Raw genomic sequence first — 16921 nt, forward strand, 5'->3', positions numbered from 1 at the left:
TGCGTGCTTTGACATAAGACTCAAGCGCCCACTAGTCTCAGATCACTGCCATAAAGGCAGTGATAGAAACTCCGTAATCGGCACCAGGATGGCGCCACTATCAAAGAAAGGACTCTTTCATGAATTATGCATTGAGCAATGCCTTCAACACCTCAACTAACAAGGCCGCCGAAGAAGCAGCGCTGGCACCAAGGGCGCTTATTGACGCCTCCCTTGGACAGCAGGAAGACAGTGTGCGCACCACGGGTCTTATCCTGACCAAAGAGCAGATCATTGATCTGTATCGCTATGAACAAAAAGGCCTGCACTTACCCACCACCGCCGAAGCCGTCAGTGTTTACCTTGGCTATGACCAGCAAAACCCGCCAGGCCGTGGACTGGCAGTCAGCGACTTCACCAAAACGTTCAGTATTATCAAGGTTCATGCCAGTCAATGGGACGGTCTGCGCCAGCGAATCAAACTGATCAGCAGCGAGCTCAAACTCTTCGCGACCTTCATGAACACGACGGGAAAACGCGTGGTTCGGGAGTTGGACACTGTCTCTGCGTCGGACGCACTGAAAGATCTTGGAATTATCACGCTCGAAGACCTCAAGCGGGTCGAAAAGGAAATGGGCACCGCGCTTCCGGACATCACACTGAACGACGATGACAAAGACGCGGTTGAAAGCGTCAGCTATTTCCTGGATCGGATACTGGCTCGCGTCGATACTGAGGAAAAGCGCAGCAATCGCTTGAAAGCGGATCTGGACGCATTTTCTCGGGAACTGTCCAACACGGTTCGGCCCGAAATCTCGCTTCGCCTGGTCGCCATCGACAACAACAACTTCAAAGATGACGTGATCCGGCTTCAAAAAGAAATTGAAGACTTCGATAAACAAATCGACGAGAAGAGCGCCAGCTACAAACAGATGGTCAATGATTCACTAAGCGCTGCGTCCAAACTGAATGTGATTGGTTTGGGCATGGCCATCTACTTTGGTGTAGAGGCCGAAAAAGTCCGAAAGGAAAGAAACGCCCTTAAAAAACAGCGCAATGTTAAAAACACCGAGATGGGCACCAAAAGCACAGTACTTCGACGCCTTAACGACGTTAAAGGCGATATGCAGGACCTCGAATTGCTGACGCTTCAGGCTGATGTGGCAACCCAAAACCTCGTCACCGTCTGGAACAAACTTTATCTGTACATCAAAACTTCTCAAGAAGAGTCAAAACGCATTAACGACGCATTGAAAGTTCGCTTCCTGGCCTACCACTTCGAACAGGTCATCGAGCCATGGGCGCTGATTAAAGACGAGGCGGACGACCTGTATGCCGTATTCGCCGAAGCCGATGCAGAAATCAAAAAATATCGTTAATCAATAATCTTAAGGTTTTCCCAATGAATATCCTTCGTTTCAATACCGATGTAAACGCCGTATCGCCTGACATTGGCGTGGTCAAAGTCTGCATTCAGCAAATGCTCGACCTCACTGCCGTCGCCAATTTTTCGTTCGATCAAACACGCTATCTGCCGTCGATTCATGTAAAAGCGGCAGGACTGTATGGCTCGCTCACTCAAGCCCAGCGAGCACTGGATGAGGCGGCACTCAAGATGGAAGTGAGCGCCTCTCAAGGACTCAAGAAGCTCAATGCCCTGCGCGGCGCGATCACGGAAACAGCCTCCGACGATGATCTGGAGGATAACGCTTACTTCCGGGCGCAAGCGATCATTAGCCTCAAGCGGGGGATGAACGCTGCCGCGAAGGACGCACAGCAACGCTTTAAATCGCTTGCAGATGTGAGGTTCGACCCGGCACTCACCCGCAAATACAAAAGCGGGCTGGACGCCGAGCTGGCGCAATTGAATCTGGCGCAGATCGCCTCCGAAGAAAAAATCGAGGCGCTGGAGGTTTCACGAAAGGTCTTGAACGATGCAATGGCGGTGCTTGAGAAACGCAACTTTGCAGACATCGCCAAGGACACCGTGCTCAGCGTGGAGAACATCTCCGCAGTTGGCATGGCTGCTCCCGAAGCAGAGCTCATCAGGCTCGCTGTCGAGCATATGAAAAAGACCCTGGAAGACATCAGCAAAGCGCTTAACTATCTCACCATGTACGATCAGCGCGAACGCCTGATCAAGCAAATCGCAGCGTTTAAACCCGGCCACGATGAGCGAGCGGCCGACCTGAAGATGACCGCCGCTAAAATCACGGTGATCGACAGCGTTCATGCCCTGTATCAGACCTTCTTTAACGCGCGAGCTGAGTACGCAAAGTTCGATCAGGGGATTACTGCATTTTTCGACCATCTGGAACTGGGTGATAAAGCAGGATATGAGGACCGTTTCGTCTCCATCGCGCCATCGCTGATTGATTACCTGAAAACCATTCGCTGAAAGCTCACTATTCACAGCCGTGACGGCAAGGACGCCGTCACTGCCTGCACAGGACAAGGATGTCGATATGTCAGCACCTCTGTTTAAGTGGGCCCATTTCGATGCGCTCAATCGCTACCGCATTACCTTGCATCAGGCATTCGAGACCACCGAACGAATCAAGGCAGATCTTGGCCTGGCGTCGGATCGGGCGTTCATCCGCCTTCACCAGCCAGCACTTGAACACATGCACATTCAAGTACAGGCACAGCTTCGATACTGGCCCGAGATACTGGAGTGGCCCTACAGGATCTTTTACGAACAGTCGGATCTGGTGGCCGATCTTGAGCGCTTCAGTTCGGACTATTTCCGTGTCGTTGATGCGCTCACCCGCTCTGAACGCAAAAAATTGCTCTCGACACTGGATCTATCTCAACCGCCCTTCGAGTTGAACGGACGCCTGAAAATACTGAGTCCGACAGCAGGCTACCCTTTCGCCATGCAAGTGAAGCAGCAGGTATTTGATCTGTGGATCAAATACGATCGCGCTGCTTTTACGGCCAAAGATCTGTATTCGCGTTCATCGCTTGTTTTGCCGCGACTGGTGGATTTTATGCAGGGAGCCATCAACGCATACGCTAACAATCGGAAGCTCGACCCCATGGGTTCCGACGGCAGAATTGTCGGGGTCAGGGCGATGATCAATGACATGAAGAATCTGCATGCGCAAATCGCAGACGCCACGAGGGACCTTGGTGAGGGGTATGCAAATCTGGCGAGGTTTTTGTCCGGCTCGTTGAGTGACTTCAAAGACCTGTTCACGTCGATTTCGATTGAGCGGTTTGGGGAGATGATTGAATCAGCGATGCCTCGTCTTGAGTTGGCTGAAAAACTGATCAGCCACACAAGGCAGTGAAACAAAAAACCCGCGATCGCTCGCGGGTTTCTTTATGAACGGCAGCGTTTACACGTAGTAAGACTTCAGCGGCGGGAAGCCGTTGAACTCTACAGCGCTGTAGCTGGTGGTGTAGGCACCGGTGGACAGCCAGTACAGGCGGTCACCGATGGCCAGGTTCAGCGGCAAGCCGTACTTGTAGTTCTCGTACATGATGTCGGCGCTGTCGCAGGTTGGGCCAGCGATAACCACTTCTTCCACTTCGCCTTTCTTTTCGGTCCAGATCGGGAACTTGATGGCTTCGTCCATGGTTTCGATCAGGCCGGAGAACTTGCCCACATCCGTGTACACCCAACGCTCGACGGCAGTGCGGGATTTACGCGACACCAGCACCACTTCGCTGACCAGAATACCGGCGTTGGCGATCAACGAACGGCCCGGCTCCAGGATGATTTCCGGCAGGTCATCACCGAAGTCTTCTTTCAGGTAGCGAATGATTTCTTCAGCGTAGGTTTCCAGGCTGTTGGTGCGGGTGATGTAGTTGGCCGGGAAGCCGCCGCCCATGTTGATCAGCTTGAGCACGATGCCGTCTTCTTCTTTCAGACGCTCGAAGATCACTTTCACTTTGGCGATCGCAGCGTCCCAGACGCTGATGTCACGCTGCTGCGAACCGACGTGGAACGAGATGCCGTAAGGCACCAGGCCGAGTTCACGGGCGAGGATCAAAAGGTCCATCGCCATGTCGGTCTGGCAACCGAACTTGCGTGAAAGAGGCCAGTCAGCCGTGGTCGAGCCTTCGGTGAGAATACGCACGTAGACTTTCGAGCCCGGCGCAGCCTTGGCGATGTTGCGCAGGTCGGCTTCGGAGTCGGTGGAGAACAGACGCACGCCCTTCTCGTAGAAGTAGCGAATGTCTTTGGATTTCTTGATGGTGTTGCCGTAGCTGATGCGATCCGGGCCAACGCCGCGATCCATCACTTTATCCAGCTCGTAGATCGAGGCGATGTCAAAACTCGAGCCTTTTTCCTTCAGCAGGTCGATGATCTCGACCGCAGGGTTGGCTTTGACCGCGTAATAAACTGTCGCAAATTCGAAGCCTGCACGCAGGTCGTCGTAGGCCTTGCTGATCATCGCGGTGTCGATGACCACGAACGGGGTTTCTTGCTTGTCGGCAAACGCCTTCATTTTCTCGAAGGTGCTTTTCTCGAAATAGTCTTCGACCTGGATCGACATGCGGGGACTCCTGTTGGCAAACGGTAAAAAACAATGGGTGTGAGCGCGCGGCTCGTGAACGTCCTCCGTATCCCCACTTTGGTTCGCCTACTTCCCAAGGCTGCTCGGCCGAAAGCAAAAAGGCCATCCGGTGATACACCACGGTTGGCCTTGCTGTCTCGTCGTCAGTACTTGAGCCGGATGGATCGTTTCCAGCATGGACGTTCGGCGCGAACTGTAGGACCTGAGGGGCCGGAGATCAACTAAAAATGTCGCGTTTCTGCCCGTTTTTGCCAGACGGGAATCCACGCGCGTTCAATCAACCCGTAGTAACCGACCGATGTGACAGGGTGATGTTCACCTTTCCGAAAAAAACACGGTGCCTGGGTGCTCCCGACCGCTCGACGCCCCTCCCTGCCATCTGTCGTCCACTGTCATTTCTGACAGGTTTCAAACGACCGCAAATGCTCAACACTGGTGCCTCATGACGAGAGGATGCGCCCCATGAAAACACCGCCGATCAACCACCCGACTGAACGAGCCGATGTACCGACTTCCGGTCCGTCAATAACGTCCTGGTTCTCGGAAAATGAGGCCGAACTGCTATACGTAGAGCAGTACGTGCCCACAGCCGGGGACAACATCCATATTTACTGGTCAGGCTGTAATTTCTATTTTGGTGAGCGCGGGGGATACGCAGGCATCCAGCACCAAAACGATAACCTGGTGGGGGGCCAGATTTTTACTTACAACAATATCTGTTCGATCTGGGACCTCGCCTCCGATCCGGCTGAAGCCGAGGTCCGCCTGGATTATGGGATTGAAGGCCTGTATTCAGGGCATTTCGGCGGCGAGGGGACTGGCCTGCACACCTCTCACCCGATGCCATGGCGCCTGGATCAGTGGTACGCCATCGTGATCAGACGTTGGTTCATTCCTGGCGAATCGGTGACGCGCATGGGCATGTTCATGTACGCCTACGCCGATGCGAAATGGACGCACTATATGTCCGCTTCCGTTCCCGGCCCTGATATTCCCATTTCAGGGGCTACCTGCACGGGCTTTCTGGAACGTTTCAATGGCGACGCGCTGGGCTACCACGGTTATTACGGCCAGCACTTCCGGATGAGCAGAGACGGTTCGTGGCAACAACCGTCTCATTACGTGGCAACTGCCGGAGGCGACCCTGACACCTGGAATGCCATGCTGGTGGGTGACGGCGATAACGTTGGCGACGCCAACATCATGCTTATTGCCGGTGGCAGCTATGGCAATACCCACAGCACGATCCAGTTGGAGCCCAACCAGTTTGATCCTAAACCGAAACCGGCGATGTTGACGGCAGCCATCTTATCCGTATCCGTCGTCCCGCAAGTGGGTACCGAAGCAGTGATCGTGGCCTGGAAGAATGACGAGTCGACGCCACCGCAGTTGAGCTACTCAATAGAAATCCGCTCTCTCCCGGGAGATGTGCTCGTGGCGTTCGATGCCGAAGCGCTTCCTCAAAAACGATCGTCCATTTTTAGCACGGCGGTGTTCGCTGCCGGAGATTACGAGGTGACACTCACTGTCACCGACATCTTCAACCAGAGCTCTCTTCCGGCCGAAACCACATTCCGGGTCTCAGCACCGGTGAGGCGTTCCCGCAGCCTGTGGCGCAGAGTGCAAGCATGGGTGCGCAAATGTGCGCGTCGTTTTATGAACACGCGGTAGTCCGCTGCATGACAGGACGTTGCCACCCGCAGCGCCCTGTCAGGGATTCGCCACGAAAGCCACGTGTCCGTCAGACGTCGGCTACCTGATCATCAGAAAGGCCTTACCCGGCGCTCATCCTTCACTCCAGACCAGCGACAACCACCGCCATTACGATTGGGATCTCTCGGTCTTGCTACGAACACGACGTGACGCGCCAACTTGAGCTCTGACTCATGAATGATTTCTACCCGCGCTATATCAATCACGTCCCTTGGCAGTGCGTCCGTAATTTGTAGCGCGACCGATATCGTCGACTGCATTCAGTCTGTAGTCGCCGATGTGATTTAAAGACTCCTTATCTATCGGAACTAAAACTCAAGAAATTGACGATGTCACTAGAAGCCTATTTGCAGATCGAAGGTGTCCCCGGTGAAACCCTGTCAGAGGGCTACGAAAACTGGATCGAACTTCAAGACTTCGATCTCTCTGCCAGCCAAACAGCCTCCGCCACGTCTACCTCATCTGGCGGCGCTACTTCAGGCCGGGCTTATATGAGCGATATGCTTGTCCGAAAAGCGGTTGACAACGCAACCCCTAAACTTCATGAAGCGTGCTGTAGCGGAAAGCACTTTAAACAGGTATCGGTGCATCTATTTCGTGCAGGAGACCCAAAGGTCAAATACCTCGAAATAAAACTAGAAGAGGTCATCATCAGTTCATTCACAATACTAGGCAACGGTGATCACGAAAGTAGCTTTCCGAGCGAACTCGTCGCACTAAACTATAGAAGAATTCAGCTTATTTATGCAAAGCAAAGTCGACAGACAGGACAGGGCGCGGGGCAGATAGCCGGCGGCTGGGATGCCATCAGCAACAAGATATTTTCGTAATTCGCAAGCAAACTTGCAGGAGCAAAAAAATGAATTACGAAATGCCCGCTATAATTCCTCCGGGTGTTAATGTGGACGTCCATATGAAGATCGCGAATGAGCAATGGAACCGAGATCCTGCCACCGGGGCATTCATGAGTTGGTTTTACTACAAGGTTCGTAACCGCAGTCCATGGGATTACAAGCAGCAAAATCCTGCTTGGGAAGACTTCGGAAACTTTCACTATGGTGCCGTGGGTACGGCTGGGCAGCTGAGTGAGCAGCTTTTATTAAGAGCGGCTGGGTATGCCCAAAAACAAGCCAAAATACAAAAGATTGATCATAATTGGGGTTATTGGTTCTGGCTTCCTCCATACGGGGATGACCCTAAAGACCAGAAGTGGATAAAAATGGGGATCTTGTATGCAAAATCCAAAGGATACTAAATTAAGACTCACCTACAAACATGCATTCTGGTTGCTTGTTGCAGTTTTGATTTTCAATGCATCGTTCGGCGACTTTTTTGAATTCGGAAGCGACGCAGATGAAGTAGTTTTGAAACGGCAGCTCCCTCAGGGCGACTGGCTATACATCAGCCGCTACGGCGCGATGGCGACTGATCGGGACACTTTGCGATTTTTTATCAGCAGACCGCTTGAGGGCGATGATTCAGAAGTGCTGAAACAGCTCAATAACGCGAGCGAATTCATGATCACGGACAGCGCCGTGGATAATGTCCACATTCAAGACACGCCCAATGGCGTAGCGATAGAAGTCAAAGGGGCCGTCTATCGCTATTTCAGTAAAGAGTACGTCACTGAAGGCAATCAGTTAAGAAGCTACCGGATCACATTGACACAATCAGACGACAGCTCCAGAAACTGAACTCCGAACCGAAATGCTCATTAGTCCAAATCTACTGAACCCATGAGATGACGGCGGCATGGATTTAACTCGCACGGGGAAGTAATTAGTTTGCTCTACGCAATGACCAGCTCAAGATCCCAGTCTGGATCAACTGACCGAATAGGCTTGTAGGAATTCTAAAAATGAAAAGCCTTAAACTGAGACCCGCACTCTTGCTTACGACGGCCCTGATCGTGAGTTCAGTGGCGATCCTCAACATCGGCTACTACGACACACATTGGGCGGAAGAAAACATCACCGTGTTCTTTATTAAAAAAGAACCCACCCTACAAATGAAATTCGAGAACATGTTCTCGACCGATAGCGATTTCGATCCGGTGCATGAGCTAAGCGATAACGATCGCCATGACTTGATCGATACTGCCGATACCCTCTAGGGTATATCACGCGAATAGAAAACGAAGCGGACAGAGATGGATGCCTCAAGGCATATATAGATTCATTCAAAAAGTAGTTGTCGGCATCAGGTTAGAATTTTCGAAACGCGGTTTCTACACTGCCGCGAACCTCACCGCCTATAAAAATCCGCTTCTACAGATGACGTGCATTGCATCTGCAGAAGCGAACCACCTGCGTTAAGCCAGCCCGGGCACGAAAAGCACCCAGGCCATTCGACTCAACTCAACGCAGCCTGCTCCGCCAACTCGGCCGGCGAAACGATGCTGGTCTTCATCCCGCGGGACTGGCCGGAACTCAGATAGGCCGCAATCGACTCCTGCGTCACTTCACCCAGGAACACGTTTTCGGCATCCAGCACCGGCAGCCACGAGCGATTGAACTCGTACATGCGCGACAGCAGGATGCGCAGGTGTTCGTCGTAGGCAGCGGTGGCGTTGAACGGGCGCAGGTATTGCTCGCACGTGCCGGCCTGGCGGTGCAGGTCGCGGCGGCGGACGTAACCCATGGCCTTGTTTTCGGCATCGGTGACGACCACGTAGCGGCGGTCGTTTTCGTCCATGATTTCCAGCGCATCGGCGACCGGGGTTTCCGGGCTCACGGACGGCGCGTTGTCCGCCGCGTCCTCGGCCTTGACCAACAGCAGGCGCTTGAGCGTGCTGTCCTGGCCGACGAAGTTGCTGACGAAATCATCCGCCGGGTGCGCCAGCAGCGTGTCCGGATGGTCGATCTGCAGCAGCTTGCCGGCGCGGAAGATAGCGATCTTGTCGCCCAGCTTGATGGCTTCGTCGATGTCGTGGCTGACCATGATCACGGTCTTGTTCAGCGCGCGCTGCATCTCGAAAAACTCGTTCTGGATCATCTCGCGGTTGATCGGGTCGACCGCACCGAACGGCTCGTCCATCAGCAGCAGCGGCGCGTCTGCAGCCAGCGCACGAATCACACCGATCCGCTGTTGCTGACCACCCGACAACTCGCGGGGGTAGCGATGCAGGTACTGCTTGGGTTCCAGCTTGATCATGCTCATCAGTTCGCGGGCGCGGTCGTGGCATTTCTGCTTGTCCCAACCCAGGAGCTTGGGCACGACCACGATGTTTTCTTCGATGGTCATGTTGGGGAACAGGCCGATCTGCTGAATCACGTAGCCGATGTTGCGGCGCAGGGTGACTTCGTCCAGACCGGTGGTGTCCTCGCCATTGATCAGCACCTTGCCGGAGGTCGGCATGATCAGCCGGTTGATCATTTTCAGCGTCGTACTTTTGCCGCAACCCGACGGACCCAGGAACACGCAGATCTCGCCTTCATTGACGGTCAGGCTCACTGAATCGACGGCCTTCACTTCCTTGCCGTTGCTCTGGAAAGTCTTGGTGAGGTTCTGCAGCTCAATCATTTGTTTGGCGATCATTTCAGGAGTCCTTTTGGAGTCAGCGAGCGTTGCAGCCATTGCAGAAGCAGGTCGGCGAAGATGGCCAGAATGCTGACCAGCACGGCGCCGACGATCAGCATCGACATATCGCTGCGGCTGATAGAAGCAAGAATAAGTACACCCAGGCCGCCGGCGCCGATGGTGGCGGCGATGGTCATGACACCGATGTTCATGACCACGGCGGTGCGTACGCCAGCGAGAATCACCGGCACGGCGATCGGCAGTTCGACCATGCGCAGGCGCTGGCCGAAAGTCATGCCGATGCCCTTGGCGGCTTCACGAATGCCGGGCTCGACGCCGGTCAGCGCCAGGTAGGTGTTGCGCATGATCGGAAGCAGCGAGTAGAGAAACACGGCGGTAATCGCCGGCATCGGGCCAAGGCCCTGACCGAACTTCGAATAGAACGGCAAGAGCAAACCGAACAGGGCAATCGACGGGATGGTCAGCAGCACGGTGGCGCTGGCCTGCAACGGTCCGGCGAGGGTCGGGAAGCGCGTCATCAACACGCCCAGCGGCACACCGACGACGATCGCCAGCGTCACCGCGATGCCGACGAGGGTGATGTGTTGCAGGGTCAGGTGCATGACCTGATTCCAGTCCAGATGGGAGAAAGCGCTGAGGAAACTCATGGTTTCTCCTCCTGTTTTGCCGCCGGCGCCGGATGGACTGGCACGCTGTCGGCGGAAGGATTGATCGGATGCTCGCGCAGGAATTCAGCCGCCACCACGGTAGGACTTTCATGGTCGACGTCGATGCGCGCATTCAGCGTGCGCATGGTCTGGTTATCCAGCAGCGCGGCGAGCGGCTTGAGCAAATCGGCCAGCTGCGGGTGCTTGTCCAGGTACTCTTTGCGGATGACCGGCGCCGCGGTGTAGTCCGGGAAGTAGTGCTTGTCGTCCGCCAGCACCTTGAGCTTGAACGCATTCAGACGGCCGTCGGTGGTGTAGACGAGGCCCGCAAAAACCTGCCCGTTGCGCAGCGCGGTGTAGACCAGGCCGGCGTCCATCTGACGGGTGTTTTCACGGCCCAGGTTCATGCCGTAATGCTTGACCATGCCCACCAGACCGTCGGAACGGTTGGCGAACTCGGTGTCCAGCGCAACGATGTGGCCTTTATCGGCCTCAGCCTTGAGCACCGTGGTCAGGTCGGACATGTTGTTGACCTGCGGATACTGCTGCGCAATTTTGTCCGGCAGCGCCAGCGCGTAGGTGTTGTTGAACTTGGAGGGGGACAGCCAGACCAGCCCCTTCTTGGCGTCCAGCTCCTTGACGCGCTGATAGGTCTGCTCGCTGTCGAGCTTCTCATCAACATGGTTGTAGGCAACCAGCGACACGCCGGTGTACTCCCACAGCAGATCCAGCTGGCCGCTTTCCTGGGCACTGCGCGCCAGGTTACTGCCAAGGCCGCCGGTGATCTGAACCTGATAGCCCTTGTCGCGCAGGTACTGCGCGGTCAGTTCGGCCAACATGGTCTGCTCGGTGAACACCCGCGCGCCGATGCGAAGCACGGGCATTTCGGCCGGTGCATCCGCGGCCTGGACGAAACCGGACAGCAACATCCCGACGCCCATGATTAATGTGCATAACTTCTTCATACCAATTCCTTTCTCAGCGGGGCTCGACTTATCGAGCCAGGCCGCGTTCCAGCCAGAGACGGCTTGCCAGGGTCACGGCGCCATCGAGCAACAATGCGAGCAACGCGGTACACGCGGCGCCCAGCACCAGTTGTGGCTGATTGTTCAGGGCGATGCCGGGGAAAATGAGGCTGCCCAGGCTGTTCGCGCCAATGAGGAACGCCAGTGGCGCCGTCCCGACGTTGATCGCCAGGGCCACGCGCACACCGCCGATGATGATCGGCACGGCATTGGGCAACTCGACACGCCACAGCACCTGGCGCGGTGTCATGCCGATGCCGCGGGCGGCTTCTTTGAGAGAACCCTGAACGTTTTTCAGGCCTTCGTAGGTGTTGCGCACGATGGGCAACAACGAAGCGAGGAACAAAGCGAAGATCGCCGGACCGCTGCCGATGCCCAGAATACCCAGAGCGATGGCCAGTACGGCGAGAGGAGGAACGGTGTTACCGATGTTGAAGATCTGCATGAAGCGTTCGGCGCGGCCAACCATGTTCGGTCGGCTAAGGACAATGCCGGTCGGGATCCCGACCACCAGTGCCGCCAGCATCGAAGCCAGCACAAGCACCACATGGGCTTGCAGATAAAACAGCAGATCATCCTGATATTGCCTGATGGTACTGATGCCGATCCATTGGACCAGCAGGGCCAGGAGTGCGATGACAATCACACCTCCCAACAGCCCCTTGCCATAGCGATTTGCCACGGGCGGACTCCTTATTTCAGTCGGCGAACGTCTGGCGTGGAACTGGCCTCTTCAGGCAGCACGCGAACGTTCGCGAAGAGCAGCGGGTGGGTCGCCGGAAAGGTTGATACCTCGGCGAAAACACAAGCCATGAGCGCAGCTTCGTCAAGCTAACTTGCTGATTTTGCAACCCTTGGCGTGTAGCGATACCAGGGAATGGACGTCTCCTTAACCGCAAAGGTTCCCACGTGCGATGGTATCTGGCCACCCTTTATTGACTGAACGGTTCGGTTATTGCTCCGGTTTGGGCTATAATCGCCGCCCTTTTTTTGAATCACCTCTCGGGCGATTTCCCATGACCAGACAGGCCGCCGAAGTCGCGAAACGCCGCACTTTCGCCATCATTTCCCACCCCGATGCGGGTAAGACCACCATCACTGAAAAGCTGCTGCTGATGGGCAAGGCCATTTCCGTCGCCGGTACGGTGAAGTCGCGTAAATCCGACCGCCACGCCACGTCCGACTGGATGGAAATGGAGAAGCAGCGCGGCATTTCCATCACCACCTCGGTCATGCAGTTCCCGTATCGCGATCACATGATCAACCTGCTCGACACTCCGGGCCACGAAGACTTTTCCGAAGACACCTACCGCACGTTAACCGCTGTCGACTCGGCGCTGATGGTGCTCGATGGCGGTAAAGGGGTTGAGCCCCGCACCATCGCACTGATGGACGTCTGCCGCCTGCGCGATACGCCGATCGTGAGCTTCATCAACAAGCTCGACCGCGACATTCGCGACCCGATCGAGCTGCTCGACGAGATCGAAGCGGTCCTGAAGATCAAGGCCGCGCCCATCACCTGGCCGATCGGTTGCTACCGCGACTTCAAGGGTGTCTATCACCTCGCCGACGACTACATCATCGTGTACACCGCCGGTCACGGTCATGAGCGTACCGAGGTGAAAATCATCGAGAAGCTCGACTCCGACGAAGCGCGCGCTCATCTGGGTGATGAGTACGATCGCTTTGTCGATCAGCTGGAGTTGGTGCAAGGCGCCTGTCATGAGTTCAACCAGCAGGAATTCCTCGACGGCCAACTGACGCCGGTGTTCTTCGGTACCGCGCTCGGCAACTTCGGTGTCGACCACGTACTGGATGCGGTCGTGAACTGGGCGCCGAAGCCGCTCGCCCGCGTCGCCAACGAGCGCACGGTGGAGCCGGTCGAGGAGAAGTTCACCGGCTTCGTGTTCAAGATCCAGGCGAACATGGACCCCAAGCACCGCGACCGCATCGCGTTCATGCGCATCTGCTCGGGCAAGTACGACAAGGGCATGAAAATGCGCCATGTTCGCACCGGCAAGGACGTGCGCATCGGTGACGCGCTGACGTTCTTCTCAAGCGAGCGCGAACAGCTGGAAGAAGCCTACGCCGGCGACATCATCGGCCTGCACAACCACGGCACGATTCAGATCGGCGACACCTTCAGCGAAGGCGAGGCCTTGGGTTTCACCGGCATCCCGCACTTCGCCCCGGAGCTGTTCCGCCGCGTACGCCTGAAGGATCCGCTGAAGTCCAAGCAGCTGCGTCAGGGCCTGCAGCAGCTGGCCGAGGAAGGCGCCACTCAGGTGTTCTTCCCGCAGCGCAGCAACGACATCATCCTTGGCGCCGTCGGTGTGCTGCAGTTCGATGTGGTTGCCAGCCGCTTGAAGGAAGAATACAAGGTCGAATGCGCCTACGAGCCGATCACCGTGTGGTCAGCCCGCTGGATCGATTGCAGCGACAAGAAGAAGCTCGAGGAATTCGAGAACAAGGCCGTGGAAAACCTGGCCGTGGACGGCGGTGGTCACCTGACCTACCTCGCGCCAACCCGGGTCAACCTGGCCTTGATGGAAGAACGCTGGCCTGACGTGAAATTCCGCGCAACGCGGGAGCATCACTAAGCACGCCTGACCCGGTGTGATCGTTCCCACGCTCTGCGTGGGAACGCCGCTACTGACGCTCCGCGTCAGCCGACTGCGGACGCGGAGCGTCCATGGATGCATTCCCCCGCGGAGCGTGGGAACGATCAGTTGTCCCCCTACTTCACCACCATCCCCACGCCCCGCCCACGGGGATCGGACGCGGTTTCGACTTTCGCGCCGTCAATCTTGATCGCCTGCACATTGCCCATCGACCAGCCTTGGTCCTTCACCGTGTAACCCATGGCCGTCAGCTCGTCGGCCACCGGGGTCGCCAGCGGTGCAAATTTCTCGGTGTAGATCGTGTCCTTCGGCAGCAACTGGTGATGAACCCGCTGCGCCGCAACCGCGTCTTTGAGCGGCATGTGGAAGTCATAGATATTGTTCAGCACCTGAAACACCGTGGTGAAAATCCGTGAGCCACCCGGCGTGCCCAGCACCAGCGTCACTGCGCCGTCGCGGGTGACCAGACTCGGGCTCATTGAGGACAACATGCGCTTGCCGGGCTGGATAGCATTGGCATCCCCGCCCACCACGCCAAACGCATTGGCAACGCCCGGCTTGGAACTGAAATCATCCATCTCGTCGTTCAGCAAAAAGCCCCCGCCCTTCACCACCACGCCGCTGCCGTAATCCCAGTTCAGGGTGTAGGTGTTGCTGACCGCGTTGCCCTTGGCATCGACGATAGAGAAGTGGGTGGTCTGGTGCGACTCAAGCCCGGCCTTTACGTTCTCGGTGGGCGAAATTGCCGTCGGGTTGACCTCGTGGGCGCGCTTGGCCAGATAGGCGTTGTCGGTCAACTGACTCACCGGCGCCACTGAAAAGTCCGGATCCCCCAAGTAGTTGGCGCGATCGGCGAACACGCGTTTTTCAATCTCAGCGAGCAAGTGGATGTAGCGCGCCGAGTTGAGCGGCACGTCTTTGAAATCATCAGAAAGCAGCTGCTTCATGCCGATCAACTGCGCCAGCGCGATACCGCCGGAACTGGGCAGCGGCGCGGTGTAGAGCGTGTTGCCGTTGAAGTTCACATGGAGCGGCTTGCGCCAGATCGCCTTGTAATCGTGCAGGTCCTCTTTGGTGATCAGGCCGTTGTCGTGCTGCATTTGCGCCACCAGCAGGTCAGCCGTCTGGCCCTGGTAAAACTCGTTGGCGCCCTTGTTGGCGATGCGTTCCAGGGTCTTGGCCAGCTCCGGCTGACGGAAGGTCTCGCCGGTCTTCATGTCGCCAAAGTAATCCGCGAAATTGGTCTTGCCGTTGAGCTGCTTGATCGCCTCGGCGCCATACATGTACTGCTTGTCGGCGACCTTGAAACCGTTTTTGGCGTAACCAATGGCCGGCGTCAGCAACTCGGCCCACGGCAGCTTGCCGAATTTCTGGTGGGCTTCCCACAGCCCCATCACGGTGCCGGGCACCCCCGACGCGCGTGCGCCCACCAGACTCATGCCCGGAATGACCTCGCCCTTCTCGTCCAGGTACATGTTGCGCGTCGCCGCTTTCGGCGCGGCTTCGCGGTAGTCGAGAAAGTACGGTCGGCCGTTCATGAACAGGGTCATAAAGCCACCGCCGCCAATGTTGCCCGCTTCGGGGTAGGTGACCGCCAGGGTGAACGCCGTGGCGACTGCGGCATCGACGGCGTTGCCGCCTTTTTTCAGAATCTGCGCGGCGACCTGGGCACCGTATTGATCCGGGGACGCGACGGCGCCGCCTTCCAGCACCACCGCATACACCGGCGAACTCGCGGCGAAGATCACCGACAGGGCAAGGGTTTTGAGGGTCACTGCACGCATGGGGCTTCCTTGATGACGAATGCGACAGCTTGTTACTGATGTGCTGTCTGGAGGCTGAAGAGACTAACGGTCCGGCTGCACATTAATGATGAAACTTGCCACAAACGCAAACGGCCAGGCCCCTAAACCGCAGCACGCTCAGGTTGATCCCGGACGGGAAACACCACTGCCCTCTCCCGCCGCAGATTGAGTGCCAAGACACTCGCCAGCACCACGATCGACCCCACGATCACCCGCTGCGATGGCAACTCGCCCAACATGAACGAAGCAATGGCGATGGCCATCGGTGGCGTCAGGTACAAACTCATCGACGCGCGGCTGACGTCCATGTGCTTCAAGACATACGCCCAAGCCAGATACGCCAGTGCGCTGGGGAACAGCCCCAACACCCCCACTGCCACATTAACCCGCACCGGCGCGTTGAGGATTTCGCCGATCAGCCCCGGCAGATAAACCAGCAGGAACACCGTGCCGGCCCAGACCGTGTAACAGACCATGGTCAGGCCGTCGTACCGATGGCTATGACGCTTCTGCAGTGAGAAATACACGCTCCAGGAAAACGCCGCCAACAGAATCAGCAGCCCGCGCGCATCCATATGGCCGATGCCGCGATCACCGGTGACGACAATCGCGGCGCCCACCAGGCCGAGCGCGACACAGCCCCAACGCCAGGCGCTGACCCGCTCCTTGAACACGAAATGCGCCAGCAGCGCGGTAAACAACGGCGTCGATTGCACCAGCACGCTGGACGCCCCGGCGCTCACCCCGGCCTGCCCAAAGTTGAGCGCGATGTGGTGCAGGCTGACGGCGAAGAAACCCAACACCGCGAGCAACGGCAGGTCCTTCAGGCGCGGCAACGCGATACGGTGCGACGAGGCGATTAACAGCATGAACACCGACGCGATCAGAAAACGAAGCAGCGCCAGATGCCCGGGCTCGTAGGCCTGCAAACCAATGCGAATGCCGGTCGGCGAGAACCCCCAGCAGGCGACCACAAAGACAGTGGCAAGGGCAACTTTCATCGCCTGCCAAGGCACCGCGCCATTAACCGCGATATTCGAATCAACAACCGGCTCAGCCACCACG

At 56.7% G+C, this 16921-nt stretch carries 16 protein-coding genes; 9 read left to right on the forward strand and 7 right to left on the reverse strand.

The window, feature by feature from the left end; genetic code table 11:
- The first annotated feature begins 119 nt into the window (after nucleotides 1-119).
- The 3 genes from BBI10_RS16650 (at nucleotide 120) to BBI10_RS16660 (ending at nucleotide 3272) form a co-directional block, all read left to right on the forward strand.
- Nucleotides 120-1358, forward strand: coding sequence for an alpha-xenorhabdolysin family binary toxin subunit A (locus BBI10_RS16650; protein ID WP_065990204.1), 1239 nt, complete (start codon nucleotides 120-122; stop codon nucleotides 1356-1358).
- A 23-nt stretch (nucleotides 1359-1381) separates the two neighbouring features.
- Nucleotides 1382-2377: an alpha-xenorhabdolysin family binary toxin subunit B gene (locus tag BBI10_RS16655; RefSeq protein WP_065990206.1), complete on the forward strand. Its 996-nt coding sequence runs from the start codon at nucleotides 1382-1384 to the stop codon at nucleotides 2375-2377.
- A gap of 67 nt (nucleotides 2378-2444) precedes the next feature.
- Complete coding sequence (locus BBI10_RS16660) at nucleotides 2445-3272, forward strand: hypothetical protein (RefSeq protein ID WP_065990208.1); 828 nt, start codon at nucleotides 2445-2447, stop codon at nucleotides 3270-3272.
- A gap of 48 nt (nucleotides 3273-3320) precedes the next feature.
- On the opposite strand, the gene BBI10_RS16665 is transcribed toward BBI10_RS16660, so the two are convergent.
- Nucleotides 3321-4484, reverse strand: coding sequence for a type III PLP-dependent enzyme (locus BBI10_RS16665; protein WP_065990209.1), 1164 nt, complete (start codon nucleotides 4482-4484; stop codon nucleotides 3321-3323).
- A 483-nt stretch (nucleotides 4485-4967) separates the two neighbouring features.
- On the opposite strand from BBI10_RS16665, the gene BBI10_RS16670 reads away from it, so the two are divergent.
- The 5 genes from BBI10_RS16670 to BBI10_RS16690 all read left to right on the forward strand — a co-directional run bounded on the left by BBI10_RS16670 (nucleotide 4968) and on the right by BBI10_RS16690 (nucleotide 8331).
- Nucleotides 4968-6176 carry a DUF3472 domain-containing protein gene (locus tag BBI10_RS16670; RefSeq protein ID WP_065990211.1) on the forward strand — a complete coding sequence of 403 codons (1209 nt, stop codon included), beginning with the start codon at nucleotides 4968-4970 and terminating at the stop codon, nucleotides 6174-6176.
- A 371-nt stretch (nucleotides 6177-6547) separates the two neighbouring features.
- Nucleotides 6548-7048 (forward strand): Hcp family type VI secretion system effector, encoded by a 501-nt coding sequence (locus tag BBI10_RS16675; RefSeq protein ID WP_065990212.1) that lies wholly within the window; start codon nucleotides 6548-6550, stop codon nucleotides 7046-7048.
- A gap of 29 nt (nucleotides 7049-7077) precedes the next feature.
- The gene (locus BBI10_RS16680) at nucleotides 7078-7473 is read left to right on the forward strand and encodes a polymorphic toxin type 44 domain-containing protein (RefSeq protein ID WP_065990216.1); all 396 of its coding nucleotides are present in this window, start codon (nucleotides 7078-7080) and stop codon (nucleotides 7471-7473) included.
- Nucleotides 7451-7912 carry a hypothetical protein gene (locus BBI10_RS16685; protein WP_065990217.1) on the forward strand — a complete coding sequence of 154 codons (462 nt, stop codon included), beginning with the start codon at nucleotides 7451-7453 and terminating at the stop codon, nucleotides 7910-7912. The genes BBI10_RS16680 and BBI10_RS16685 overlap by 23 nt, the downstream gene beginning before the upstream one ends.
- Nucleotides 7913-8076: 164 nt before the next feature.
- A complete protein-coding gene (locus BBI10_RS16690) occupies nucleotides 8077-8331 on the forward strand; it encodes a hypothetical protein (protein WP_083233145.1) in 255 nt (84 codons plus the stop codon).
- A 239-nt stretch (nucleotides 8332-8570) separates the two neighbouring features.
- Here BBI10_RS16690 and BBI10_RS16695 read toward each other — a convergent pair whose 3' ends face one another.
- The 4 genes from BBI10_RS16695 to BBI10_RS16710 are packed head-to-tail and all read right to left on the reverse strand — an operon-like array spanning nucleotide 8571 to nucleotide 12112.
- Nucleotides 8571-9740, reverse strand: a complete 1170-nt coding sequence (locus BBI10_RS16695) for an osmoprotectant ABC transporter ATP-binding protein OsmV (protein WP_065990273.1) — start codon at nucleotides 9738-9740, stop codon at nucleotides 8571-8573.
- 11 nt (nucleotides 9741-9751) lie between these two features.
- Complete coding sequence (locus tag BBI10_RS16700; protein WP_065990219.1) at nucleotides 9752-10405, reverse strand: ABC transporter permease; 654 nt, start codon at nucleotides 10403-10405, stop codon at nucleotides 9752-9754.
- Nucleotides 10402-11370 (reverse strand): glycine betaine ABC transporter substrate-binding protein, encoded by a 969-nt coding sequence (locus BBI10_RS16705; protein ID WP_083233146.1) that lies wholly within the window; start codon nucleotides 11368-11370, stop codon nucleotides 10402-10404. Before BBI10_RS16705 ends, BBI10_RS16700 begins: the two co-directional genes overlap by 4 nt.
- A 28-nt stretch (nucleotides 11371-11398) precedes the next feature.
- Nucleotides 11399-12112: an ABC transporter permease gene (locus tag BBI10_RS16710; RefSeq protein WP_065990221.1), complete on the reverse strand. Its 714-nt coding sequence runs from the start codon at nucleotides 12110-12112 to the stop codon at nucleotides 11399-11401.
- Between the two features lie 334 nt (nucleotides 12113-12446).
- Between BBI10_RS16710 and BBI10_RS16715 the strand changes: the two genes are divergently transcribed.
- On the forward strand, nucleotides 12447-14030 hold the full coding sequence (locus BBI10_RS16715) for a peptide chain release factor 3 (protein WP_065990225.1): 1584 nt from the start codon (nucleotides 12447-12449) through the stop codon (nucleotides 14028-14030).
- 137 nt (nucleotides 14031-14167) lie between these two features.
- Here BBI10_RS16715 and ggt read toward each other — a convergent pair whose 3' ends face one another.
- Nucleotides 14168-15835 (reverse strand): gamma-glutamyltransferase, encoded by a 1668-nt coding sequence (gene ggt, locus BBI10_RS16720; protein WP_065990227.1) that lies wholly within the window; start codon nucleotides 15833-15835, stop codon nucleotides 14168-14170.
- A 122-nt stretch (nucleotides 15836-15957) separates the two neighbouring features.
- Nucleotides 15958-16857, reverse strand: a complete 900-nt coding sequence (locus BBI10_RS16725) for a DMT family transporter (protein ID WP_065990275.1) — start codon at nucleotides 16855-16857, stop codon at nucleotides 15958-15960.
- Between the last annotated feature and the right edge of the window lie 64 nt (nucleotides 16858-16921).

The organism is Pseudomonas graminis (assembly GCF_001705435.1).
GTDB lineage: Bacteria > Pseudomonadota > Gammaproteobacteria > Pseudomonadales > Pseudomonadaceae > Aquipseudomonas > Aquipseudomonas graminis_B.